The organism is Bacillus sp. EKM501B (assembly GCF_011800505.1).
Taxonomy (GTDB): domain Bacteria; phylum Bacillota; class Bacilli; order Bacillales; family Bacillaceae_G; genus Bacillus_A; species Bacillus_A cereus.
Window position 1 is genome coordinate 182,498 of sequence record NZ_JAALFZ010000006.1, and the last position, 24,312, is coordinate 206,809.

Here is a 24,312-nt window from a genome sequence, read left to right on the forward strand (position 1 = left end):
AATAATTATTGATATAATGAAAAGGAAATTTTACTCAAGAGGTGAAGGAATGTTCAAAAAAATTATTGATTCTTTATTAGGAAAGAAAAAATATCGTTCGTATTCAAGTAGTGATTATCGTCGTAGAGGGCGCTCGTATTCAAGTAGCGATTATAAACGACGTTCATCTGGTTATGGACATCAATATTATAAAAGAAAACGTAAAAGCCGTAGCTTCTTTTCAAGTAGCTGATGAAATGGCGTCGTGTACTAGCATTATTTGATAGACCACTGCGAAAAAATACAATTGTTGCAGAGCATTATAAAATTGAATCAGTAATTGGAATGGGCAGTTATGGGGTTACATATGTCGTTAATGATTTGCAAATAAATAGATATAAAGTCTTAAAACAATTAAGACAAAGTAAACAAAGATATGAGTCTGGTAGAAAATCATTTGAACAAGAGAAAATGATTTTACAAACATTAAATCATCATGCAATTCCTAGTCTATATGATCATTTCATATGGGAGAAAAAGAGCTTCTTTGTGATGGAGTACATGTCTGGTAAAAATTTTGAAGATTATATTTTCATAGATGGGTATGTATATACAGAACGTGAAGTTTTTGAGATTTTATATGAAATATTAGAAATTGTATCGGTGTTTCATAGTGAAGGAATTATTCACCGAGATTTACGCATTCCAAACATATTAATGAAAGAAAATCAAATTAGTATTATTGATTTTGGATTAGCTAAATGGAAAGGTGAGGATGATGAGCGAGCTACAACTTACGAAGGTGAACAAGCTTTGATGCGAGAAGTTCAATTTCGTAGCGACTTTTATGCGCTCGGTCATTTCTCATTATTTTTATTATATGCAGGATATGAATCTAATGAAAAACAGGAAAAACCATGGTACGAAGAATTAACTTTGGAAAATTATAATCGCGAAATGCTTATGCGAATGTTACAAATAAAAACGCCGTACTATGAGAATGTACAAGATTTAAAACAAGATGTAGCTTCTGCTTTAGAAAGGATGGAGACTCCATGTTTCAAAAGTTTTTAGCAAGCGTTGGTATTGGAAGTGCAAAGGTAGATACTGTTCTTGAAAAAGATGAGTATATTGTTGGGGAAGAAATAGTTGGAAAGGTTCATATAACTGGAGGTTCAGTTAGCCAACAAATTGAAAGCATTTACTTAACATTATCGACGTCGTATGTACGAGAAGTGGATGATAAAAAAGTAACAGCAACATATGATTTAGAGCGAGTACGCTTAACCGAACCTTTTTCTGTAGAACCAAATGAAACAGTTGACATTCCATTTTCTTTTCCAATGCCAATTGAAGCACCACTTACACTTGGTATGAAAACGGTATGGATTCATACAGGTCTTGATATTAAACGTAGTATAGACCCAAGTGACCGCGACTACGTTCAAGTGTTACCTAATGCATTATTAAGTAGTGTTTTAGATAGTGTAAATGAATTAGGGTTTAAAGCACGTCATATAGAATGTGAAGAATTACCGCACCGATTACGTAAACAAGTTCCATTCGCACAAGAATTTGAGTTTATTCCGGTTTCTGGAGAGTACTACGGCAGATTAGATGAATTAGAATTATTAATTTTGCCACGTGCATACGACCGATTAGAAATAATTATGGAAGTAGATAGAAAATCACGTGGATTAGCTGGTTTATTCGCTGAGGCACTTGATCTTGATGAGAAGGTTATTCGCTTCACTGTAACAAGAGAAGATATCCCTGAGATGAAGCAAAAAATTAATAATTATATTTTTTAATAAACTATGCATAAAAAAGAAATGGAGAGGAAAACTAAAACAACCGCTCCATTTTTTTGCATAGTGAGGTTATGTATGTGAAACGATATCGACATTTATACTTGCTAAGTTTTACGTTACTCATTTGTTTTGTCGTATTATCACTTTCGTATCATACCGCTTGTATTGAGAACTTTGACAATATAGTCGCACATTTTATTCAAAGCTTTCGAAACGATTATTTGACGACCTATTTTACTTGGGTGTCTTTTATCGGTTCCAAAAGAATATATTTTCCATTACTCATTATTCTTGTAATGTATTTTCTCGTTAGAAAAAAGTTGCTTAGTGCGTTACTTCTAACAATTAATTACTACGGATCTCGTTATTTAAACAGTATGCTTAAACTATGGTACGAACGAGCAAGACCTGATGTCACGCAGCTTGTTACTGCAACTGGATATAGTTTTCCGAGCGGTCATACGATGAATGCTACTGCTTTTTTAGGATTTATTGCATACGTCACAATTACTGAAGAGCGTATTTCGTTGCATAAAAAATTGTTAATTATTCTTATAGCAAGCTTTGTTGTATTATCTATTTCAGTTAGCCGAATATATCTTGGCGTGCACTATCCATCTGACATATTAGCAGGATGGGCAGCTGGTGGTAGCTGGCTCGTTTTATGTGTTATATTCCATAAAACGTTCATAAAAAAAGAACCTATGTCATAATAGGTTCTTTTTTCATTGGCTCAACATGAATGTGTGCATGGTAAATTCCAAACTTTTTGCGAAGCATAGCTTCGATGTTGTCGGTAATACAGTGACTTTCTCCAACATCCATGCGAGCATCTACTTCAATTGTAATATCAACGTACGTTTGATTCCCATACATACGTGCTCTAATATCTACAATGTTTTCCACACCGCCAATATGCTCAATAGCATCAGCGTATTCTTCCATTTTATCAGGATCAATTCCATCTGTAAGCATATGAGAAGATTCTACGAAAATCTCCCATGCAGTTTTACAAATAATAAGACCGACAATTAAAGCGGCAATAGGGTCTAAAATAGGCATTTGGAACTGAGAACCGACAATACCTACTACGGTACCAATACTTACGAGTGCATCTGATAAATTATCCTTTGCAGCGGCTTCTAATGATTTACTTTTTGTTCGTGCTGCAATTTTTTTCGTATACAAATACACGCAGTACATAACGACAGCAGAAAATAAAGCAACCCATGCAGCGAGTATATTAGGCGCTGCTTGTTTCGGATTTAAGAAAGATTGAATGGCACTAATAACAACTTCTAATCCGACTGTTGCCATAATGAAGGACGCAACAAGTGATGCGATTTGTTCGGCCCGCGAATGCCCATACGGATGATCTGGGTCACGAGGTTTACGAGATATTTTTAGACCAATTAATATCGCTAAAGAAGCACCGATATCCGTTAAGTTATTTAAACCGTCAGCACGTAATGCGCTAGAGAGGGTAATATAACTGATGATGATTTTCATAGAGGATAAAAATATGTAGGCCATAATGCTGACAATAGCACCTTTATCAGCTTCTTTATGAGAAAGAGTATCCATTTTAATCACTCACCTTTCTTTAAAGGAATTTCTTTCTATAAATAGAGTATCAAACGAAAGTCGTGTGGGTCTATACAAACATTGTTGACGTTTTATAGCTTTTTAAGAAGGGGATAACAAAGTTTCGTGAAGGAAAAATATGTTGAAAAGTACAAAGTTAGGGTGTGAACCTAATTAGAGTTTATTTACTAAAGAGATAGGAGGGTAGATGGATGAGGAAACGAGTACTTTTCTTACTACGTATTATTCTTATCATGACAAGGTGTAATTCATTAAACGATGAAAAACGTCAAAAGATAATTATGAAAACAGATGAAAGCCCTCTGAAAAATATTTTCCAGAGGGCTTTCAACTTAGTATGCTTCTAAAAACTCAGTAACTTGCTCTTCAGTTTTTGCATTAGCACTATGTAAGTGGCCTAGCTTCTCACCGTTTTGGTATACAAGTAAACTTGGAATACCCATTACTTGATACTCTTCAGCGATACTTGGAAACTCATCTTTATTAATAGAATACCATTCAAATTTATTGAACTCTTCCATTACATCTCCGATAAAGTTGTCCATACGTACGCAATCTGGGCACCATGTAGTAAAGAACTTAACAACTACTGGCTCCTCGCTTGCGATGATGTCTTTGAATTCTTGTTCTGTTTTAATTTCTTTCATAAGTAAAACTCCTTTCAATATCACACGAATTTATATGCAAAATTCGTATTTGCAAACATGTTGCAAACTTATTATTTGTTTTTTAGTTTTGTAGTTCGTTCACACTTATAAAATTGTATGTAACATGACTGCGCTACTAAGTGTGAAAATAACGGAACCTCACTTTTCTTTATAAGCTTTTTCCAGGATTGTGTCAAACTTTTGAATTTTATACAGAAATTAAAGAAGCCCAAACTTTGATTGAGTATGGGCAGAGTGACTAAAATTAATTGCTTATTAATTTCGAATAAATATTTAAATCGATAAGCTTTCCAGCTGATTTTTCGCTTTTTCTCAGAGTACCTTCAAAAGTAAAGTTTAATTTTTCTAATACTTTTATGGAATTTACATTTGCTGGTTTAACTTTTACAAAAATTGAATTAGGTTAGAAATTATATGGTTGTAATGGGAATTGAGGGATATGAATAAAAAAATTGTATCCCGCATTAACGGGCAGTAAGACCCCCACTGATTAAAGTTTCACTTTATTAGGGATTTGCCTTAAACATTTATTACAGTCAAGAATATTTATAATAATATGAACTAAAAAAGGTCCAATTTTTGTAATGTTGGAGGGGAGTATTGTGGACATAACTCAAAGCGTGGCAAGAATAGTGGTTAATGGGAAAGACCTTTCTTTCACTTCAGTTCAAACCTCTGCATGGAATCATGGACCTGTAAATGATCTAATCATTACGACGAATCAGAGGGTGAATGAGCTTTTTCAATTCATGTGGTCACAAGTACCGGTTACGATGTCGATATATTTTCTTCAAGGGGCGGATTTACTTAGGTTCGTTAGGGTTGCTGGAATCGATGAGCGTGTAACCGGAGAATATGTATATCATTTCATTTGGTAATAAGAAGAATTCAAAGTAGTCTAGCAGCTACTGTTTTATTTTGTCATTTGAATATAAGCGAGCGGACTAGCTTATAGTACCTACTGAAATAAAGAATCATAATATAATTTGTAATAAATTATACGGAAGTGAGTTGAAGATCATGTTTTATTCATATTTTAATTCTGAAGCTGGCATACGACCAGCGTATGGTACGTCTATAACGTATAGTGGAGCACAAAGTACAGTCCAAGCTATTCAACAAGCATTGCAAATGCAACAACAAATGCAAATGCAGCAGCAAGGAGTACAACCATATTACTCATCCGTAGAGTATTTTTATCCAGTACATCATGTTACACCGTACGGAAGTTCTTTTCTTACTATTCCATATGGAACTATATACAACTTATAACTAGTAAGGAATGAAGTGGTTTATATAAATAAGGGTGTAGATTAATAGCGCCCTTATGAATAAGAAAAATAGCTAGTCCAAACCTTATAAATCAATCTTACATAATATGTAGTAATAAGTTTGAAAGGGGAATTAGTATGTCTTGTTATTACTACTGTAAGTATTGTAAGGAGTATAAAAAGAAGCATCATGATTGTTGTAAGAACACTAGTAAGTGTCATGATAATAAGGACAATCTTGTTAGAGCATCGGCATTTAGAGCTAGAAATACTGTGAATCAAAATGTTCCTGCTAATACTTTTGTGAAAGTGTTATTTCAAAATGAACAATTTGATTTAGCGAATGAGTATAATCCAGCAACATCTATTTTTACGCCGAAGACTAAAGGTGTATATTCTATTATTGGAACGATTGGTTTCTTTCCAAACGATCCAACTTTAAATTATAGAGCGCGTGTAGAAATTCGTGTGAATGGAAACGCAGCGATAGCTATAGATAATGACTTTTTTGGTCCAATAAGTTTTGGAAATGTCGTAAGTGTTTCGACGATTGTTCAATTGAATGCAGGGGATGAAGTTGAGATTTATGCACAAAGTAGTATAGATGGGGTTTTAAGTCCTTTAGAAGATGGGGCACATTTTGAAGCAGCAAGATTTCCTTCTCCAATTAAATAAAACAGACTATTAAATGCTTTTTAGTAGGTTTAGTTAATCCCCTTACCAAATGGTGGGGGATTATTATTGTTTTTCTAAAATATATAAGTAAATAGGTAAAGCGTAGTTTAATTTGTAGGGGCTTCAACCTTCTTCAGATAATAAACAGAATAATAAGTAACATGCTTGTGAAAACTCATTGTTAGTAAGTTTACTAGTTTTCTTATAGAACAAGAAAGACGGAATACATAAAAGATCGTATCATTACGTTTTTTCTTTACTATATAGAAATTATATATTGAACATAGATTTGTGTAGGGAATGCTAATACACTGAAAAGAATAGCGTAAAGGCGATTACACTATATAAAAACAAAATCAATCCTAAGATGAGTAGTATCGGATGCAGCTTGAACATATTTGACCTCCTTGAGTATATAAAGAATTTTAATATATTGTTGGCCAATTTAGAAGGGGGACGGTTACATAAAAAAAGAGCATACATAATAAGTACGCTCCAAAGAAAGATAGGTTTTATGAGTGGATAATCTCCATACGATAATATATGTTCTTTTAATAAAAACGTGTAAAAAATCAATGAATTATCAATGGAATATCATAAAATGAGTAATTTTAGTCTAGGAATGCAGTTATTTTCTTTCTCAGTTATTTTTAGGTAACAAAGTTGTGAAAATCGTGCATTATGCGGACTAACAACGGGATAACGATCGTACTTCAGTTACATATTTCTTAAAGTCTGGATATTGCGTGATAGTTTGACATTTAGGGGTGCATAGTTGATTAATTATAGACACATTTGTAATTACTTCGTTACAAGGACCGAAAAATGTAACTTTTAGTTTTGAATTTGGTGGAATTTTAAACACGATAGGTTTTTTTTCCATGAAATCAGCTCCTAATATTGAGTATTATAATTTAAAGGATATAGAGTCGTATTAGTATAATATGAAATTTCAGTGGATTTGCTTATAATAAAGAATTTCATAGTAGTAAAAGTGCTTAAAGATGTAAAGGGGAAATTGAGAATGTGAAATAAAATGTTTAATTAATATAACTAATGCATTTTTTAGTTTGTTACATATTATGTTAGTAAGAATGGTATAAGGAGGTAGTATAAAATATTGGAAGAAAATGTACAAGTTCAGCTTTCGCCACCTTGGATCACAAATTTTAATGAATTAAAAAATTCAACATTTGACTTAATAATATATAGAAAATGAGTAGTGATTTTTATTAACTGAAAGGGAATTGATACTGGAAGTTTTAAGTTAATAATATAAGAGGATTTTTTCTAATATCTATAAAAATGTTCAATACCTAAATTGATAGGATGAGACTACATAACAAATAGTAAGGTATATTTCGAATATGAGAATATTTTTTGTGACATACATGTTAAAGCTAATAGAAATATTTCTGAAAGAGAATATATTTTGAAAAACAGTAAAGATTCTTTTTACTTATATTATAGATAGCTAGTTTTAGAGAGAGGAGGCTTACAATAAAACTAGCTATGAATAGGACATTCAAAAGGAGCTGGAATGTATGGGGTATATTGTAGATATTTCAAAATGGAATGGAACTATCAATTGGGATATTGCAGCATCTCAGCTAGATTTAGTGATTGCTAGAGTTCAAGATGGCTCTAATACGGTGGATTTTATGTATCAAAATTATGTTAGTGAAATGAAAAAGCATAGTATCCCATTCGGTAATTATGCTTTTTGTCGTTTTATATCTATTGCTGATGCAAAGAAAGAGGCACAAGATTTTTGGAATCGTGGTGATCAATCTGCTAAGTTTTGGGTAGCGGACGTAGAAGTTCAAACGATGGTAGATATGCAAGGCGGGACACAGGCATTTATTGATGAATTACGCCGTTTAGGTGCGGAAAAAGTAGGATTATATGTAGGGCATCACACGTATCTATCATTTGGAGCACGTAATATTGAAGCTGATTTCGTATGGATCCCTCGTTATGGAGGGAATAAGCCAGCATATCCATGCGATATGTGGCAATATACGGATTCAGGGAATGTTCCTGGGATTGGGAAATGTGATCTGAATCGATTAGTAGGAAATAAGTCACTTTCTTGGTTTATAAATTCGAACAAAGCAAATCAATCTAACATAGTGTATACACAGCAACCGAATGGCATTGGTATTGCAGTTTCGAAATATCCTGATGGATATGGAATAAATTTATATGAAAACCCCATGAATCCTCAATTTACAGGTACACTCACTCAAAAAATTCCATATTTAATCTTAGCAGGTTATTGGGGAGGCGGTGAGCAAGATATGATTTGTTTAGGGAACGATAAGCAGTGGGTATATTTAAAACATTTTAATGTGAAATGGTTTTATGCAACTTCAAAATATCCTGTCGGTTACGGAGTAAATTATTATGAAGAGCCTGAATGTATGAATTATAAAGGAAACATAGATGGATCGACATCTTTTCGAGTGTGGGGTAGAGTGGGAAATGCGGTAGATATCGGACAGAATAGTTGGATACCTGAAAAACATGTAATTATTAAGCAACTATAGAAGCTATATTTTTTTGAGAATTATATAAAGAGCCTTCTTACTATGCATAGTAAGAAGGCTCTTTATATTTAAAAATGAAAATACATGATACATAGTCAACTCATATGAAATGAATTACATGTAGAAAACACACTGTTTTCACAATGACTGTGTATAGTTAATTTGCATAATGATAAAAGTGAGGTATTTGAATTGAAAAAGAAGAAAATATTTATTGGAACAATTATTTCATGCATGATGCTAGCATTATCTGCATGTGGTTCCTCAGACAACGTAGTAACATCAAAAGTAGGAAATGTTACAGAGAAAGAATTAAGTAAAGAATTACGACAACAATATGGAGAAAGTACTTTATATCAAATGATGTTAAGTAAGGCATTGCTAGATAAATATAAAGTTTCAGATGAGGAAGCAAAAAAGAAAGTAGAAGAAGCAAAAGATAAAATGGGTGAAAACTTTAAATCGACTTTAGAACAACTTGGGTTGAAAAATGAAGATGAATTAAAAGAAAAAATGAAGCCAGAAATTGCATTTGAGAAAGCAATTAAAGCAACAGTTACAGATAAAGATGTGAAAGATAACTATAAACCAGAAATGAAAGTAAGTCACATTTTAGTGAAAGATGAAAAAACGGCTAAAGAAATAAAGGAGAAAGTAAATAATGGTGAAGATTTTGCTGCCTTAGCAAAACAGTATTCAGAAGATACTGGTTCAAAGGAACAGGGCGGGGAAATATCTGGTTTTGCCCCTGGACAAACAGTGAAAGAATTTGAGGAAGCTGCGTATAAATTAGATGCAGGCCAAGTAAGTGAGCCGGTTAAAACAACTTACGGTTACCATATTATTAAAGTGACGGATAAAAAAGAATTGAAGCCATTTGATGAAGTAAAGGATAAAATTCGTAAAGATATAGAACAACAAAGACTACAAGATACGACAGGTAAATGGAAACAACAAGTAGTCAATGATTTATTGAAAGATGCTGATATTAAAGTGAATAATAAAGAATTTAAAGATACATTTAAATTTCTAGAAAAGAAATAATGACTGTAATCATAATTAGAAAAGGGAACTCATATAGAGTTCCCTTTTCTAATTAGTGTGTGAGTTATAAATAGATAGTAAGACAATACAATATTACATTTAAATATTAAGAATTACAATGGAAAATTATGGATTATAATTTTTTCAACGAAAGTGGATATTCTACGGTTTTCATTATGCAAGTTTATTACATATATTTACTCTTTAATAATGGATATCGAACATAATTTAAAAAATAATACATATAATGTCTTTGAATAAATATTTAACATGGATAATTAGTAAAAAGCTGAGCATTCGATTGGAAAGGATGTTCTTTTTCATATGAAAATTTTAGGATAAAGAATGAATCGTTTTAAACGCGTCATTTACCACATCAATAAATTAAGGTGGTGGAGAATATATGAAAGTAATCTTTCAAGGAGAGGGCGGCGCGAAAATTTTTGAGTCATATGATGAAAATGTAAGTGATTTATTAGCTATATTAAAAGAAACGAAAGGGATTAAAATCGGGATGGTTGAGTATAAAGTGTTAAAGTACGAACTTAATTATTTTCGTCATCCGAAAAAAGCGGATACAGAGAGAGAGTTACATATAATAGTACAACCTAAGTATATGTAATAAAATATAATAATAAAAATCATTGATTCAGTTTTGTAAAGTTCCATAGAGTATGTAAGAAAAGAGAGTGTTGTAAATGCTCTCTTTTCTTATGCTTTGTGAGTTCGTTCATCATAGTATATGTTTTCAGTTATAGATGGTTAATAAACGATAAAAATTTAAAACTTTTTCGTTTAGGCAGGGATTTTATATTTAAATAAATAAATATACTATGAAGTATTTTTTATACGAATACTGGAGGAGTATAAAATGAGTTTAGCAAGTTACACAGGCTGTAATGTAGAAATTCCGTTAACGGATCCGGATTCTAATAATCTAATTGTTTTTGGACCGTGTTTTTCAGATGAAAGTATGCTTGAAATTGTACAAGATTATCAATTCCAAACAAATTACACATATGAGGTTTCAACTAGTTGGGGAATTGAACTTGTCGAGTGGCAAAATGTAAAGGAAAAAAAGAAGCGAAAGAAAAACTTTTAACTTTATGGAAGGTTATTTGGAAGATAGAGACTATTTCGAATTATTTAGTTGTTGGGTTGGTGATGAAGATAAGGAACGAGTAGGGGAATTGAACTTAAAAATAAATCATTTTAATATAGATGAATTATGTATTCCAGAAAGAACATTAGTTAGGATAGAAAAATAAGCTTTGAAATATTTTTTAGAAAAAGGCGATTTTACTTTGGGTGAAGTCGCCTTTTAGTTGTTATATGCATGTTATATAAGAAATGAGAAGTTTATTTGATAAAGGAAAAAAGTATGGAGATAAATAAAATTATGTTTTTTGTTAAGAAATAATAAGTATGGCTCTTCTCAAAAGAACGTAAGTTCGTGTATAATAGGAACGAATGTTCTTTTAAGAAGTAACCTAATTATAGTTTAGAAGTAAATCCGAGTTTAGTGAGTATTAAAAATAACTAAGGGATAGTATGGCTAAATAAATGTATAAATGATCAAGGAGATAAAAAATGAACGATGTAAAGATACAAAAAGAAGAAAGAGAGTGGGTTCCGTTTACAGTAATGTCCGAACAACTTTTAAATATGAGAAAGATTATTGGAGAGAAATTAAAAGTACAAAAACCGCTTTTAACAAATGAAGCAAAAGAGAGAATTTCTGATAAATTATTAACGTCATTACTGTCTGAGAAAGAAATATTGGTAACATATTTTGAAGATGGTTACATACTAACAAGCTACATGACTGTTGTACATATCAATCCGGTAAAACAAATTGTAATTTGTACAGACGCCTTTTATAAAACTTACGTATTTAACGCTATGGATATTATTGAAATAACGTAAAAGAAGCTGAATATTAAATGGCAGCTTCTTTTATTTCTGATTTATGAGACAAATAATACAAGAAAAAGCAGCTAGCTTCGTGCTAGCTGCTGAGCCCCAGGGAAAGGGAGAAAAAGATAGGGTACTCCAAAATCAACAAGAGCTGTCAAACAGCCTGATTATAGTATAGACAAATTAAAATTTTCTATACAGAAAGTTGAACATAAGATTAGGCTGTACCCACTTGGTTTTGATCTGCAAGGTCAGAATCAAATGTATTGGTCGCGCTAACACCGTTAAAAGTATTAACAACAAAACCAACGTTTGATGCGCCGGAACCATTATAAGCTTTCGTATTTTCTTTCGGAGATACGTTGTAGAAATCACCTAAGTTAAATGATCCATTGCTATTTTGTACAACTAAATTTCCTACAACTGATGGCATAATTTTCACCTGCTTTATAATAAGTTGTTAACATTACTATATGGAGTTATAGTCCAGATGGTTCATACAATAAAAATTGTGGAATAGTAAAACGTTTGGAGCGTGGATTTCAATAAAAGTGTGTTAAAATTAATATAATAAAGTTGAGTAATTTTTTTTAAAAAATTTGTATAATTGATATATATGAAAATAAAGGAGGCAAAATGTAATGAAAGATATTATGAAAAAAGTTGATTTAACAGATGCCAAATCAAGTAATCTTGTTGCATTAATTTATAGTAATGAAGTTATATTAGTTGAAGACGCATTTTGTCCAAATGAAATAAAATTAAAGTTTAATGAAATTGCAATTTTATCTGCAATTAAAACAGCTCATATTGCGAAAGTGTCTATTAGGAAAGAACTTGAAGCGCTTTTTCATGACACGGGTGTTATATTAGTGAAACAAAATGTTGATTATGGCAGTAGCCAATCTATTACCATGCATTTTGAGCAATTTAAAAAATTGCAAGATGAGATTGAACATTTAAATAAAAGTATGTAATAAAGCAGCTAAATAAAGGTTCTATCATAAAGGTGGAATGTGTTGTGTTGAAAAAGTGGTTTAAAAATTATTTGGGTGAATCGCATTGTAAACATAAATATATTTTTATTAAGATGCAGGATAATGAGGATTTTAAAAAAGGTATATTAGGTGTAGTTTATATTTACCAGTGTGAGAAATGTGGAAAAGAGAAGTTGAAATGTAAAAACAATAATGAAATAAACAATGAATTTTTAGATATATAGCAAAAAGTAACCATGATGGTTACTTTTTTTGCTTATGTATGCAATATCAAAACCATTACTAAAGTATGAGTTGAGTTGATACTATAGTAAATCGCTGAATAAAAATGAAGAGAGTAAGATATAGGGAAGGAGGATGAGAGAAATGAAGCGAAAAGAAATTAGTAAATCTGTAATTATTACAGGTGTGACACAAGGGTTAGGACGTGCGATGGTTGATCGATTTCATGAATTAGGGTGGAACATATATGGTTGTGGACGTTCAAAAGATAAAATTGAAGAACTAAAAAAACAGTACAGTAAAATACATGATTTCCAAGTAATTGATGTTTCAGATTCTCAGCAAGTTAATAACTGGGCAAATTATATATTTAATAGACATACGGCTCCCGATCTGATAATAAATAATGCATCGATTGTAAATCAAAATGCACAACTTTGGAAAATTACGGCTCAAGAATTCGAAAATGTAATGAATGTAAACGTGAATGGTGTAGTAAATGTAATAAGAGCGTTTGTTCCCGCAATGGTAGCTAGGAAAGAAGGAATTATCATTAATATGAGTTCTAGTTGGGGGAGAGAAGGTGAAGCTGAGCTTGCGCCATATTGTGCCTCGAAATTTGCAATTGAAGGTATCACTAAATCTATGGCCCTGGAATTACCCCATGGCATGGCTGTAGTTGCTTTAGATCCTGGGGGGAGTATTAGTACTCCAATGCTGAAGTCATGTGCGCCACAATATATAAATGAATCGCCTACACCTGAAACTTGGTCACATAACGCAATTGAATATATATTGAATATAACAATAGATAAAAATGGAGATTCATTGACATGCCCAGCATGCGTATAAAAAGCACCTTTAAGGTGCTTTTTATATTAGTAGCACATTAGATCATTCACAAAATTACATCTGAAAAATAAAATAAAAGATTAAGGGTGAGATTTGTTTGTTTTGAAAGCTTTAGAAAATATTTGAATAGGTGATAAAAATGAATCCAAGCAGTTTAAAAGTGACAGGGGCATGGTTTCAAGTAGGGGGGAATCTTACAGCTGCTATTGGAACGACAAGAGGATTTATTGGAGAAGAGAAAGTTGAATCGGAACTTGTTATTGTAGGAAGCTCATTACAAGCCCTCGGGTATATATTACAAATCATTGCGAGCAATTATGATGATGGGGAAGAAAAAAGAGAGAATCAAAGTAAATTACTTGATCAAATAGGAATTGAGTTATTAGCATTAGGAAATATATCAAATGTAATAGGAATATATTTTAATATAAATGAACAATTGAAAGAAAATGATTATCTTATCATTACAGGGAACAGTTTACAATCGATTGGTGCTTTTTTAGGAGTAGAAGCAGCTTTGGTGGATATAAATGTATTACAGAAAATTATTATACTGGGTAACTCCATGCAAAGTTTAGGAGCTGGATTACAAGCGTATCAAGGTGTTTTAAATGTATTGAAAGATGAGAAAGAAAATAAAGATAGTATTTTTGATAAGAAGGATGAGAGAATCATTGCACTCATTGGTATTTGGATACAAGCGATAGGAACGTTAATTTCCGCAATTGGAATAACTGCAATAGAGGAAGAAAATAGGCTAGAAAACAATGAAAAGTCTGAAATACTTATATAAATAGAAGGAGATACATTGATTTTAGAGGCAGGTTAAGATTAAAATGGTAGTAGGTTTTTTTGCGTATATTTTGAAAAGTGATATATAAAATACAAAATAAGGAGTTTTCAAGGGATGATGTATTTATTAGCAATTTTTCTTCCACCTGTTGCTGTATTATTTTGTGGAAAACCAATTCAGGCAATCATAAATTTCATATTAACATTAATATTTTGGGTTCCAGGAGTTATACACGCAATTCTTGTAGTGCATGATAAAAAAGCTGATCAGCGTTTGAAAAAACAAATTCAAGCATATGATGAAATTAATAAGAGAAATCGAAGATAATTCATCTGCCAAATGTTTTTAAAAGAAAGGAGGATTAACCTCCTTTCTTTTTTTAGTGGGTGTTAAGTTTAAATTTTTGTGTGGCGGAAAGAATTTTTAATGTAAGTATTATGATAATAACTTTTAGATTGTGCATGTAATAGGCCAGTATAAATGCTTTCTGGTACATTAAAGAAATCATACATACCATGCTTTAATTGGATTCGCAAAATCATAGAAAAAGGATTATAACCAACAGCAACTATATTTTTTGAGGTAACCGGAGATAGCTTCATTATTATGCAACTCCTTATTTTTCATTTTTAATAATTCTTTGTAGGTAACGGTATTGTGGTGTTGAAATCTTTATAATTAAAGAGGTATTATACCTATATTCAATATATTTAATATTGGTTATACGTAATTATAAGTAAGTTCACACGAAGTTCATATCGATATGCTATTTTTATTTCACCTTTGATTTATTAATAAGAAAATATTGACCATTTGAAAAAAAGGTATATTATTTATACGAGGTAATAAAAATTCACTTCTTTCATTATTATGCTAAAAGGGGCAGCATTATTAGAAAATTAGAAGTGAAAATAGTATGTATAAGAGCCATTCTAAAATTTGTAATCTGTGAATTAGGAAAATATTGAATGCTCCAGGTCAGTACACTTTCTTGCCTAAACGTATTTACGAAAGTGACCTCAATATTTTTAATTAAATCAACGGGAGAATTGAAAGGCAGGAGAAAGTAACATGTCAGAAAATTATCGTTCTCGCGAGGAGCGACGACAAGTTAAAAAGAAAAAACAACCAGCTTCTAAAACACAAAAACCAAAAGGTAAAACATCATTTTTCCGCAAGTTTTTAATTACTTGTTTATTACTTGGTATTGTAGGTTTAGTGGCGGGGGTTGCTACCTTTTTCGTAATGATTAAGGACGCACCAAAACTGGAAAAAGCAAAACTTGTTAATCCGTTATCCTCAAAAATTTATGATAAAAACGGGGATTTGGTATATGAATATGGAAAAGAAAAAAGGACGAATGTTACGTATGATCAAATACCTAAATTAGTAGAAAATGCATTTTTAGCGACAGAAGATTCACGTTTTTATGAGCATAGCGGAGTAGACTTTAAAGGTACTGCCCGTGCTGTTTTAGTGAGTCTTAAAGGAGATTATGGCTCTCAAGGTGGAAGTACGATAACGCAGCAAGTTATTAAAAACTACTTCTTATCTATGGATAAAACACCAAAGCGTAAGGCGCAAGAAATATATTTAGCTTATAAGCTAGAACAACAGTATTCAAAACATGAAATATTAGAGATGTACTTAAATAAAATTAACTTAGGTAATCGTTCATATGGTATCGCAACAGCAGCACAAAACTACTATGGTAAAGAATTGAAGGACTTAACATTACCAGAAGTTGCGATGCTTGCAGGTTTACCGAAAGCACCGAATAACTATGATCCAACGAAAAAAGAAAATGTTCAAAAAGCAACAGAAAGAAGAAATGTTGTTCTAAACTTAATGAATCGACATGGATATATAACAAAACAGGAAATGGAAGAAGCAATAAAAGTTGACGTAGAAAAGGGACTCAAGCCTGCAGCTCAACTACAAACAATGCCATACCCTGCATTTATGGATGCAGTTGTGAAAGAAGTAGAAAAAGAATTGCCAGATGCTAATATTGGTTCTGACGGTTTAGAAATTTATACAACGTTAGATCCGAAAGCACAGAAACTTGCTGATAATATTTTAAATAATAATATCATTGATTATCCAAACGATAAATTCCAAGGTGCATTCACATTTATGGATACGAAAACAGGAGAAGTTCGTGCTATAGGTAGTGGCCGTGGAGAAAATAAAGCTGTATTTAAAGGGCATAATATGGCAATTGAATTAGATCGTGCAGCTGGTTCAACGATGAAGCCAATTTTCGACTATGCTCCTGCAATTGAATATTTAAAATGGGCTACGTATCATCAAATCGATGACTCTCCATTTAAGTATTCAACGGGTCAAGAAGTTCGAAATGCAGATAGAAGTCATATGGGTCCAATTACGATGCGTGAAGCATTAAAAATGTCGCGTAATATTCCTGCAATTAAAACTGCAAAAGAAGTAGGGATTAGTAAATCAAAAGAATTCTCTGAGAAACTAGGTATTACATTTAATACAGCACCGACGGAATCGACAGCGATTGGTACAAATGAAGTATCGCCAACTGAAATAGCGGGTGCTTATGCGGCATTTGGTAATGAAGGTAAATATACGAAACCGCATTTTGTTAAGAAAGTCGTTTATCCAGACGGTAAGTCACAAAGTTTTGGACAAAAACCAAAACAAGTTATGACAGATTCTACCGCATACATGATTACTGATATGCTTCGTTCTGTAGTTACATCGGGTACTGGTACATCGGCAAATGTAGGCTCTTTAGATGTAGCTGGTAAAACGGGTACGACAAACTATTCATCAAAGCAATTAGCTCAATATAAAATTCCAGAAAGTGCAACTCGTGATAGTTGGTTTGCTGGATATACACCGCAATATACGATGGCAGTATGGACTGGGTATATGAAAGATGGTAAAGACGAGTATATTAGTAGTAAAAATACGAAAATTGCACAGTTGATCTTTAAAGAAATGATGAGCGAAATGGCTACAGATAAATCACGCTTTAAAATGCCAAGTAGTGTTATTCAAGAAGGTAGTGAGCTACGTATAAAAGGTGAAAAACGTGATTCATCGCCAAATACTAGCGTACCGGATACAACGGAGCAACCAAAACAAGATCAACAGCAAAAAACTGAAGAAGAGAAAAAGCAAGAAGAATTAAAGAAACAAGAAGAACTGAAAAAACAAGAAGAACAAAAGAAACAAGAGGAACTTAAGAAGCAAGAAGAACAAAAGAAACTAGAAGAGCAAAAGAAACAAGAAGAAGAAAAGAAACAAAATGAACAAAATAACGGAAATGGTCAAGGAACGACACCTCCAGCAAATAACGGAGGAGGCCAAGGAACGACACCTCCAGCGAATAACGGAGGAGGCCAAGGAACGACACCTCCAGCGAATAACGGAGGAGGCCAAGGAACGACACCTCCAGCAAATAACGGAGGAGGTCAAGGAACGACACCTCCAGCGAATAATAATGGAGGTCAAGGAACTCCAACCCCACCTGCAACAGTACAACCAAATAATGGTGGAAATGCAGGAGAGGTTCCTGCCAATAATGGACAATAAGAAAAATTTATAAAAAATATTAAAAAGCACTTAAGATTTGTGAAAATTACAATCTTAAGTGCTTTTTTCATTTTGCTACAGAAAATGTAATGTTAAGGGCTAGATAGAAGAAAAAGAGTGAATTAACGTAAAGAGAGAAAAGTCTACTTGCAAATGATGGTATGTGTTGGTTATCCCGCAAAGGGACTAACTATGATGAATCATATAAAGTATTAAATAAGTAAAAATTATATTCAAATCTTTAATAAATGTCTTTCTTTAACGGTTACTTTAGTTTGGAAAACAATTAAAAAGTCGAATTTCTTATTTAAGGAATTCGACTTTGTTATGTTGAAACTGGATTAAAGGTTCGCCTTATTAAAATGTAGGGGTAATACAGTGATAGCTATTAAATGTTAAACGTACCATGAAAATTTTGGAAAAAAATTGAAGGGAAATGATAAAAGACTTGAGTCGGAGGTAGTGGAGGATAACTATGGCTATGAATGGGAGTACTACTGGGGTGTGTACCATGATGCCAAAATGATGGGGTAACTTGACCGGGAATTTGATATTGCTGCCAAGTTGCGGGAAGTTCAATTCCTACATCGGAGCTAGCTGTATGAACTGCAGGAACATGTATCCCAGGAGTCGAAGGAACTACGGCAGTTACTCTTAATAATACCCACATGAAATATTCACTCCTAAGTTGAGTTAATAAATTAGTATATTCTTTTCACACGTATAAAGGTACATATATAGGACTTTCGTTTAAAACATGCGTACAAAGTCTTAAGACTAATGTAAGCTGATGGTGGACTATTTAATATGAAAAGATACGTCTATTTGCGGAGGGAAAAGAGATAAAAAAAATATACAATGAGGGTGTTAATCGTAATATTTTACGAGTGTATGGAGGTATTTTTATGGAACGATTATGGACGAAATCATTTATTCAAATGACTTTCGCAATGTTATTTTTATTTACAGGATTTTATTTACTTGTTCCAACGCTCCCGCTCTTTATTAAAGAGATAGGTGGCAATGAATCGCAAGTTGGACTTATGATGGGGATGTTTACAATAGCTGCTGTTGTAATACGACCGATTATTGGAGGAATGTTAGATCAATATGGTAGAAGATCCTTTATTATTTTCGGACTCATCTTTTTTGGCTTAACGATGTACTCCTATAATATAGCATCGACTATTGTCCTTTTAGCTGTTTTACGTGTTATTCACGGAGTAACATGGGCTGTTTCTACAACAGCTGTTGGAACAGCAATAACGGATATTATTCCAGATTCACGCCGCGGTGAAGGTATGGGTTGGTATGGGATGGCGATGACAATTGCAATGGCGATTGGACCTATGATTGGATTATGGGTTGTGCAAAATTATTCATTTGATGGTCTATTTTTATTAGCGACGTTGTTATCTTTTATGGCAGTTGTATTATCATTAATAACGAAGATCCCATTTACGCCACAAAAAGAAAAAGGGAAAATTCAGCTATTTGAGAAATCCGTATTAACAATCACGATTGTAGTATTCTTTTTATCGTTTGCATATGGAGGAATAACAACCTTTTTACCGTTATTTGCATCATCAATTCATGTAAACCCGGGAACTTTCTTTCTTGTATATGCAATTGCATTAACAATTGTAAGACCAATTTCAGGGAAACTATTAGATAAGTATGGAGAAGTATTCATCATACTTCCAGCATTATGTATTACTATTTTAGCTATAGTTGTTTTAACTATCTCAAATGGTTTGATAGGTGTAATTATCGCAGCAACATTATACGGTATTGGATTTGGTTCAGCGCAGCCAGCTTTGCAAGCGGCAATACTTACAATTGTCGATCCGAGTAAAAGAGGAGTTGCAAATGCTTCATTTTTTACAGCGTTTGATTTAGGAATCGGGTTAGGTGCTATTTTACTTGGAGTTGTTTCACAAATGTTTGGTTATCGTATTTTATTTTCAGGGAGTGCAATTTCAGCATTGATAGCCTTAATTATTTTCGTCTTCTTTGTAAAACAACGATTAGGAAAAAAAGAGTTTGCGTAAACTGGAGGAATAAAGATGAGAATTTCAATTGATCGTAAAGCTCTGCAATGGTTCCAGGAAGAATTACGTATAAAGCACGGTGAATCTGTACGTTTTACTGTAAGGTACGGAGGGGATAGTTCAATTCAGCCCGGATATTCTTTAGGGGTTGTTGCTGAGAAACCCGATGGCGAAATAGTGTCAGTTGAGAAGGAAGGTATTATATTTTTTGTAGATTCTGATGATCTTTGGTATTTTCAAAACTATGATTTATTTGTAAGTTATCATGAGGAAATGGAAGAAATTCAATTTAATTATGTAAAATAATAACTTTATTAAAAATGAATAAGTTTTATATAAAAATTATATTTAAGAGATAGTGAAATAAATATCATATAGTAACGAGCTGTATTTATGTACAGCTCGTTTTTTCTATTTCTCAAATAAAATTAGAATAATTGTATATTTGGCGGTGTTATATGAAAAATCTTTATATTTTGTTTTTGAAAATACGCAAAGAAGTCTATCCTTTCTTTATAAAATATAAGAATTATTTTCAAAAAATTGTATTGTTACAGTAAGAAAAGTGTAGGAAACTTATCATTATAAAATAAATTGAAATCTTCTAAAAACTCTGATACATTGAAATAGAAATGTAGTTTCACAATATTGTAAAGGCTTACAGTTATGTGCACGAAGATCTATTAGGATTGGAGGAAATAATGATGAAAGCTGAAGAGAAATTTTCCCCGGGATTAGATGGTATAGTGGCAGCGGAGACGAAAATCTCGTTTCTTGACACAGTAAAAGGTGAAATTGTAATTCAAGGGTATGACTTAATCGAACTCTCAAAAACAAAAGAGTATTTAGACATTGTGCACCTTTTATTGGAGGAACATCTACCGAATGAAGATGAAAAAGCAACACTTGAAAAGAAATTAAAAGAAGAATATGCAGTACCAGAAGGTGTGTTCAACGTACTAAAGGCATTGCCTAAAGAGACGCATCCCATGGATGGATTACGTACAGGTGTGTCAGCGTTAGCTGGTTACGATAATGATATCGAAAACCGCTCGTTAGAAGTGAATAAAAGCCGAGGGTACAAGCTGTTAAGTAAAGTGCCAAACATTGTAGCGAATAGCTATCATATTTTAAATAATGAGGAGCCAATTGAACCTCTTAAAGAATTATCTTATAGTGCGAATTTCTTCTATATGTTAACTGGTAAAAAACCAACTGAACTTGAGGAAAAGATCTTTGATCGTTCCCTTGTTTTATATAGTGAGCATGAAATGCCAAACTCTACATTTACAGCTCGCGTTATTGCATCAACACAATCAGATTTATACGGTGCTTTAACAGGTGCAGTTGCATCTTTAAAAGGAAGTTTACATGGCGGTGCAAATGAAGCGGTTATGTACATGCTTTTAGAAGCTGGTAATGTTGAGAAATTTGAAGAGTTATTACAGAAGAAACTATATAACAAAGAAAAAATTATGGGCTTTGGACACCGTGTTTATATGAAGAAGATGGATCCAAGAGCACTTATGATGAAGGAAGCTTTAAAACAGTTATGTGATGTAAAAGGTGATTATACACTATATGAAATGTGTGAAGCTGGAGAAAAGATTATGGAGAAGGAAAAAGGAATTTATCCAAATCTTGATTATTATGCAGCTCCAGTATATTGGATGCTAGGTATTCCAATTCAACTTTACACCCCAATCTTCTTTAGCTCTAGAACAGTGGGGTTATGTGCGCACGTTATTGAGCAACATGCAAATAATCGTTTGTTCCGTCCACGTGTAAATTATATTGGCGAGCGACATGTACTTAGTAAATAAGAACAACTGGGGAGTTGTTAGCGCCGCCCGCCAGATGGGTGTTTGACCGACACCCATCATTAATAATAACGAATTTTCGACAGAAAGGGAAGGATAGCATGATTAAAACAAATGAAATTAAGCAAAAAGATGCATTATTAGAAGAGATTACCGATTATGTATTAAATAAAGAGGTTACTAGTGCAGAAGCATTCAGTACAGCCCGTTACGTATTACTTGATACACTTGGATGTGGAATTTTAGCACTGCAATATCCAGAATGTACGAAATTACTAGGACCAGTTGTGCCAGGAACAATCGTGCCAAATGGTACACGTGTACCAGGTACGTCTTATGTACTAGATCCAGTAAAAGGTGCATTTAATATCGGATGTATGATCCGTTGGTTAGACTATAACGATACTTGGCTTGCAGCAGAGTGGGGACATCCATCTGATAACCTAGGCGGAATTTTAGCAGTTGCAGATTATATTAGCCGTGTTCGTATTTCAGAAGGAAAAGAAGCTTTAAAAGTACGTGAAGTATTAGAAATGATGATTAAAGCACATGAAATTCAAGGCGTGCTTGCTTTAGAAAACAGCTTAAACAGAGTTGGTCTTGACCATGTATTATATGTAAAAGTAGCAACAACTGCAGTAGTTGCGAAAATGCTTGGCGGAACACGTGAAGAAATCTTTAATGCATTATCACATGCGTGGATTGATAATTCTAGTCTTCGTACATATCGTCATGCTCCAAATACGGGCTCACGTAAATCATGGGCTGCAGGTGACGCAACGAGCCGCGGTGTTCATCTTGCAATGACTGCTCTAAAAGGTGAAATGGGTTATCCAACAGCATTATCTGCGCCAGGATGGGGATTCCAAGATGTATTATTCAATAAACAAGAATTAAAATTAGCAAGACCACTAGAGTCATATGTAATGGAAAATGTATTATTTAAAGTGTCATATCCAGCAGAATTCCATGCACAAACGGCTGCAGAATGTGCAGTGAAGTTGCATCCGGAAATTAAAGAGAGATTAGATGAAATTGACCGTATTACAATTACAACTCATGAATCAGCAATTCGTATTATTGATAAAGAAGGTCCATTAAATAACCCAGCTGATCGTGATCATTGCTTACAATACATTACGGCAATTGGTTTATTAAAAGGAGATATCGTTGCAGACGATTATGAAGATGCAGTAGCAAACGATCCACGTGTAGATGAATTACGTAATAAGATGGTTGTTGTTGAAAACAAACAGTACAGTGTAGATTACCTTGACCCGAACAAGCGCTCAATCGCCAACGCTGTTCAAGTTCACTTTAAAGATGGCACAGTAACAGAAAATGTGGAATGTGAATATCCACTTGGTCACCGCTTCCGTAGAGACGAAGCAATTCCAAAAGTTGTTCAAAAATTCACTGCAAATATGGCAGGTCATTATTCTAGTAAGCAACAAGAACAAATTCATGAAGTTTGTTTAAATGAAGAAAAACTAGAAAATATGAATGTAAACGAATTTGTAGATCTATTCTTAATTTAATAATAGGGGGAATTTAGAATGGCTTGGGTTGTGAAAAAGCAGTCAACACAAGAGGAGCTTGCGAATCGATTCCGAGCTTTAGTAGAAGCAAATGAAATTTTGCAAATTCCAGGTGCTCATGATGCAATGGCAGCTCTTGTTGCAAAAAATACAGGTTTTTCAGCTCTTTATTTATCAGGAGCTGCTTATACTGCAAGTAAAGGCTTACCAGATTTAGGTATCGTGACGTCTACTGAAGTGGCTGAGAGAGCAAGAGATTTAGTAAGAGCTACAGACTTACCTGTTCTTGTTGACATTGATACAGGATTTGGTGGTGTACTAAATGTGGCGAGAACAGCTGTAGAAATGGTGGAAGCGAAAGTAGCAGCTGTCCAAATTGAAGATCAGCAATTACCAAAAAAATGTGGACATTTAAATGGTAAGAAACTTGTTACTACAGAAGAATTGGTTCAAAAAATTAAAGCGATTAAAGAAGTTGCACCGAGCTTATACATTGTAGCACGTACTGATGCTCGCGGCGTTGAAGGATTAGATGAAGCAATTGAAAGAGCAAATGCATATGTAAAAGCAGGTGCAGACGCAATTTTCCCTGAAGCGCTTCAATCAGAGGAAGAATTCCGTCTATTTAATAGTAAGGTAAATGCACCTTTGCTTGCGAATATGACTGAATTCGGAAAAACTCCATATTATAGTGCAGAGGAATTTGCGAATATGGGCTTCCAAATGGTTATTTATCCTGTAACTTCACTTCGCGTTGCAGCGAAAGCATATGAAAATGTGTTTGCTTTAATTAAAGAAACAGGTTCTCAAAAAGATGCACTTTCTAATATGCAAACGAGAAGTGAATTATACGAAACAATTTCATATCATGACTTTGAAGAGTTAGATACTGGTATTGCAAAAACAGTATTATCAGAAGATCAATAGATAAAGCAGCGAAGGCGATGAA

29 protein-coding genes and 1 pseudogene are annotated in these 24,312 nt (G+C 33.2%); 23 read left to right on the top strand and 7 right to left on the bottom strand.

Going from position 1 to position 24,312, the window contains the following annotated elements; genetic code table 11:
• The first annotated feature begins 49 nt into the window (after nt 1-49).
• The 4 genes from HFD78_RS14850 to HFD78_RS14865 all read left to right on the top strand — a co-directional run bounded on the left by HFD78_RS14850 (nt 50) and on the right by HFD78_RS14865 (nt 2,503).
• Nucleotides 50-232, top strand: coding sequence for a hypothetical protein (locus HFD78_RS14850; RefSeq protein ID WP_000473372.1), 183 nt, complete (start codon nt 50-52; stop codon nt 230-232).
• A complete protein-coding gene (locus HFD78_RS14855; protein WP_000872051.1) occupies nt 232-1,053 on the top strand; it encodes a serine/threonine protein kinase in 822 nt (273 codons plus the stop codon). The genes HFD78_RS14850 and HFD78_RS14855 overlap by 1 nt, the downstream gene beginning before the upstream one ends.
• Nucleotides 1,035-1,790, top strand: coding sequence for a sporulation protein (locus HFD78_RS14860; RefSeq protein ID WP_000486631.1), 756 nt, complete (start codon nt 1,035-1,037; stop codon nt 1,788-1,790). The genes HFD78_RS14855 and HFD78_RS14860 overlap by 19 nt, the downstream gene beginning before the upstream one ends.
• Before the next feature lie 77 nt (nt 1,791-1,867).
• Complete coding sequence (locus HFD78_RS14865) at nt 1,868-2,503, top strand: phosphatase PAP2 family protein (protein ID WP_000833370.1); 636 nt, start codon at nt 1,868-1,870, stop codon at nt 2,501-2,503.
• Here the strand turns inward: HFD78_RS14865 and HFD78_RS14870 are convergent.
• The 3 genes and pseudogenes from HFD78_RS14870 to HFD78_RS14880 form a co-directional block, all read right to left on the bottom strand.
• Nucleotides 2,493-3,374 carry a cation diffusion facilitator family transporter gene (locus HFD78_RS14870; RefSeq protein ID WP_000380380.1) on the bottom strand — a complete coding sequence of 294 codons (882 nt, stop codon included), beginning with the start codon at nt 3,372-3,374 and terminating at the stop codon, nt 2,493-2,495. The two genes, HFD78_RS14865 and HFD78_RS14870, sit on opposite strands and share 11 nt — an antisense overlap.
• Before the next feature lie 353 nt (nt 3,375-3,727).
• Entirely contained in the window at nt 3,728-4,042 is a 315-nt protein-coding gene (locus HFD78_RS14875; RefSeq protein WP_000658787.1) for a thioredoxin family protein, read from the bottom strand.
• 265 nt (nt 4,043-4,307) lie between these two features.
• Nucleotides 4,308-4,463: pseudogene (locus tag HFD78_RS14880) on the bottom strand (GNAT family N-acetyltransferase); the annotation flags it as partial.
• Between the two features lie 202 nt (nt 4,464-4,665).
• Between HFD78_RS14880 and HFD78_RS14885 the strand changes: the two are divergent.
• The 3 genes from HFD78_RS14885 to HFD78_RS14895 all read left to right on the top strand — a co-directional run bounded on the left by HFD78_RS14885 (nt 4,666) and on the right by HFD78_RS14895 (nt 6,009).
• Nucleotides 4,666-4,941 (top strand): hypothetical protein, encoded by a 276-nt coding sequence (locus HFD78_RS14885; protein WP_000355689.1) that lies wholly within the window; start codon nt 4,666-4,668, stop codon nt 4,939-4,941.
• Between the two features lie 142 nt (nt 4,942-5,083).
• Nucleotides 5,084-5,335, top strand: coding sequence for a DUF3947 family protein (locus tag HFD78_RS14890; protein ID WP_000500091.1), 252 nt, complete (start codon nt 5,084-5,086; stop codon nt 5,333-5,335).
• Nucleotides 5,336-5,472: 137 nt separating this feature from the next.
• On the top strand, nt 5,473-6,009 hold the full coding sequence (locus HFD78_RS14895; protein ID WP_002100961.1) for a C1q-like domain-containing protein: 537 nt from the start codon (nt 5,473-5,475) through the stop codon (nt 6,007-6,009).
• Between the two features lie 688 nt (nt 6,010-6,697).
• On the opposite strand, the gene HFD78_RS14900 is transcribed toward HFD78_RS14895, so the two are convergent.
• Nucleotides 6,698-6,892, bottom strand: coding sequence for a hypothetical protein (locus HFD78_RS14900; protein WP_000412557.1), 195 nt, complete (start codon nt 6,890-6,892; stop codon nt 6,698-6,700).
• Between the two features lie 661 nt (nt 6,893-7,553).
• Between HFD78_RS14900 and HFD78_RS14905 the strand changes: the two genes are divergently transcribed.
• From HFD78_RS14905 to HFD78_RS14925, 5 genes are all read left to right on the top strand, one after another.
• The gene (locus tag HFD78_RS14905; protein WP_000540659.1) at nt 7,554-8,558 is read left to right on the top strand and encodes a glycoside hydrolase family 25 protein; all 1,005 of its coding nucleotides are present in this window, start codon (nt 7,554-7,556) and stop codon (nt 8,556-8,558) included.
• 192 nt (nt 8,559-8,750) lie between these two features.
• Nucleotides 8,751-9,602 (top strand): peptidylprolyl isomerase PrsA, encoded by an 852-nt coding sequence (locus HFD78_RS14910; protein WP_000727342.1) that lies wholly within the window; start codon nt 8,751-8,753, stop codon nt 9,600-9,602.
• A gap of 403 nt (nt 9,603-10,005) precedes the next feature.
• On the top strand, nt 10,006-10,224 hold the full coding sequence (locus tag HFD78_RS14915) for a hypothetical protein (protein ID WP_000864279.1): 219 nt from the start codon (nt 10,006-10,008) through the stop codon (nt 10,222-10,224).
• 249 nt (nt 10,225-10,473) lie between these two features.
• Nucleotides 10,474-10,704, top strand: coding sequence for a KH domain-containing protein (locus tag HFD78_RS14920; RefSeq protein WP_000050527.1), 231 nt, complete (start codon nt 10,474-10,476; stop codon nt 10,702-10,704).
• 488 nt (nt 10,705-11,192) lie between these two features.
• A complete protein-coding gene (locus tag HFD78_RS14925; RefSeq protein WP_001999741.1) occupies nt 11,193-11,528 on the top strand; it encodes a YolD-like family protein in 336 nt (111 codons plus the stop codon).
• 208 nt (nt 11,529-11,736) lie between these two features.
• On the opposite strand, the gene gerPF is transcribed toward HFD78_RS14925, so the two are convergent.
• Complete coding sequence (gene gerPF / locus HFD78_RS14930) at nt 11,737-11,952, bottom strand: spore germination protein GerPF (RefSeq protein ID WP_001141565.1); 216 nt, start codon at nt 11,950-11,952, stop codon at nt 11,737-11,739.
• 208 nt (nt 11,953-12,160) lie between these two features.
• Between gerPF and HFD78_RS14935 the strand changes: the two genes are divergently transcribed.
• From HFD78_RS14935 to HFD78_RS14955, 5 genes are all read left to right on the top strand, one after another.
• On the top strand, nt 12,161-12,496 hold the full coding sequence (locus HFD78_RS14935; protein ID WP_000651907.1) for a hypothetical protein: 336 nt from the start codon (nt 12,161-12,163) through the stop codon (nt 12,494-12,496).
• A 44-nt stretch (nt 12,497-12,540) separates the two neighbouring features.
• Nucleotides 12,541-12,741, top strand: coding sequence for a hypothetical protein (locus HFD78_RS14940; RefSeq protein WP_000915140.1), 201 nt, complete (start codon nt 12,541-12,543; stop codon nt 12,739-12,741).
• 142 nt (nt 12,742-12,883) lie between these two features.
• Nucleotides 12,884-13,591, top strand: a complete 708-nt coding sequence (locus HFD78_RS14945) for an SDR family oxidoreductase (protein WP_000823058.1) — start codon at nt 12,884-12,886, stop codon at nt 13,589-13,591.
• Nucleotides 13,592-13,730: 139 nt separating this feature from the next.
• Nucleotides 13,731-14,384, top strand: a complete 654-nt coding sequence (locus tag HFD78_RS14950; protein WP_001070041.1) for a DUF6944 family repetitive protein — start codon at nt 13,731-13,733, stop codon at nt 14,382-14,384.
• Between the two features lie 114 nt (nt 14,385-14,498).
• Nucleotides 14,499-14,711 (top strand): YqaE/Pmp3 family membrane protein, encoded by a 213-nt coding sequence (locus tag HFD78_RS14955; RefSeq protein WP_000990218.1) that lies wholly within the window; start codon nt 14,499-14,501, stop codon nt 14,709-14,711.
• Nucleotides 14,712-14,779: 68 nt separating this feature from the next.
• Here HFD78_RS14955 and HFD78_RS14960 read toward each other — a convergent pair whose 3' ends face one another.
• Nucleotides 14,780-14,986 (bottom strand): KTSC domain-containing protein, encoded by a 207-nt coding sequence (locus tag HFD78_RS14960; RefSeq protein WP_000777843.1) that lies wholly within the window; start codon nt 14,984-14,986, stop codon nt 14,780-14,782.
• A 469-nt stretch (nt 14,987-15,455) separates the two neighbouring features.
• Between HFD78_RS14960 and HFD78_RS14965 the strand changes: the two genes are divergently transcribed.
• Complete coding sequence (locus HFD78_RS14965) at nt 15,456-17,954, top strand: transglycosylase domain-containing protein (protein ID WP_001293942.1); 2,499 nt, start codon at nt 15,456-15,458, stop codon at nt 17,952-17,954.
• Between the two features lie 388 nt (nt 17,955-18,342).
• Here HFD78_RS14965 and HFD78_RS14970 read toward each other — a convergent pair whose 3' ends face one another.
• A complete protein-coding gene (locus HFD78_RS14970; protein ID WP_000270088.1) occupies nt 18,343-18,624 on the bottom strand; it encodes a hypothetical protein in 282 nt (93 codons plus the stop codon).
• Between the two features lie 235 nt (nt 18,625-18,859).
• Between HFD78_RS14970 and HFD78_RS14975 the strand changes: the two genes are divergently transcribed.
• The 5 genes from HFD78_RS14975 to prpB all read left to right on the top strand — a co-directional run bounded on the left by HFD78_RS14975 (nt 18,860) and on the right by prpB (nt 24,290).
• Entirely contained in the window at nt 18,860-20,005 is a 1,146-nt protein-coding gene (locus HFD78_RS14975) for an MFS transporter (protein ID WP_000440661.1), read from the top strand.
• A 15-nt stretch (nt 20,006-20,020) separates the two neighbouring features.
• Nucleotides 20,021-20,311: a HesB/YadR/YfhF family protein gene (locus tag HFD78_RS14980; protein ID WP_001222842.1), complete on the top strand. Its 291-nt coding sequence runs from the start codon at nt 20,021-20,023 to the stop codon at nt 20,309-20,311.
• 395 nt (nt 20,312-20,706) lie between these two features.
• Entirely contained in the window at nt 20,707-21,828 is a 1,122-nt protein-coding gene (gene mmgD, locus HFD78_RS14985; protein WP_001987369.1) for a citrate synthase, read from the top strand.
• A gap of 98 nt (nt 21,829-21,926) precedes the next feature.
• A complete protein-coding gene (prpD, locus tag HFD78_RS14990; protein ID WP_191968084.1) occupies nt 21,927-23,363 on the top strand; it encodes a 2-methylcitrate dehydratase in 1,437 nt (478 codons plus the stop codon).
• A gap of 18 nt (nt 23,364-23,381) precedes the next feature.
• Entirely contained in the window at nt 23,382-24,290 is a 909-nt protein-coding gene (gene prpB, locus HFD78_RS14995) for a methylisocitrate lyase (protein WP_000312639.1), read from the top strand.
• Nucleotides 24,291-24,312: the final 22 nt, after the last annotated feature.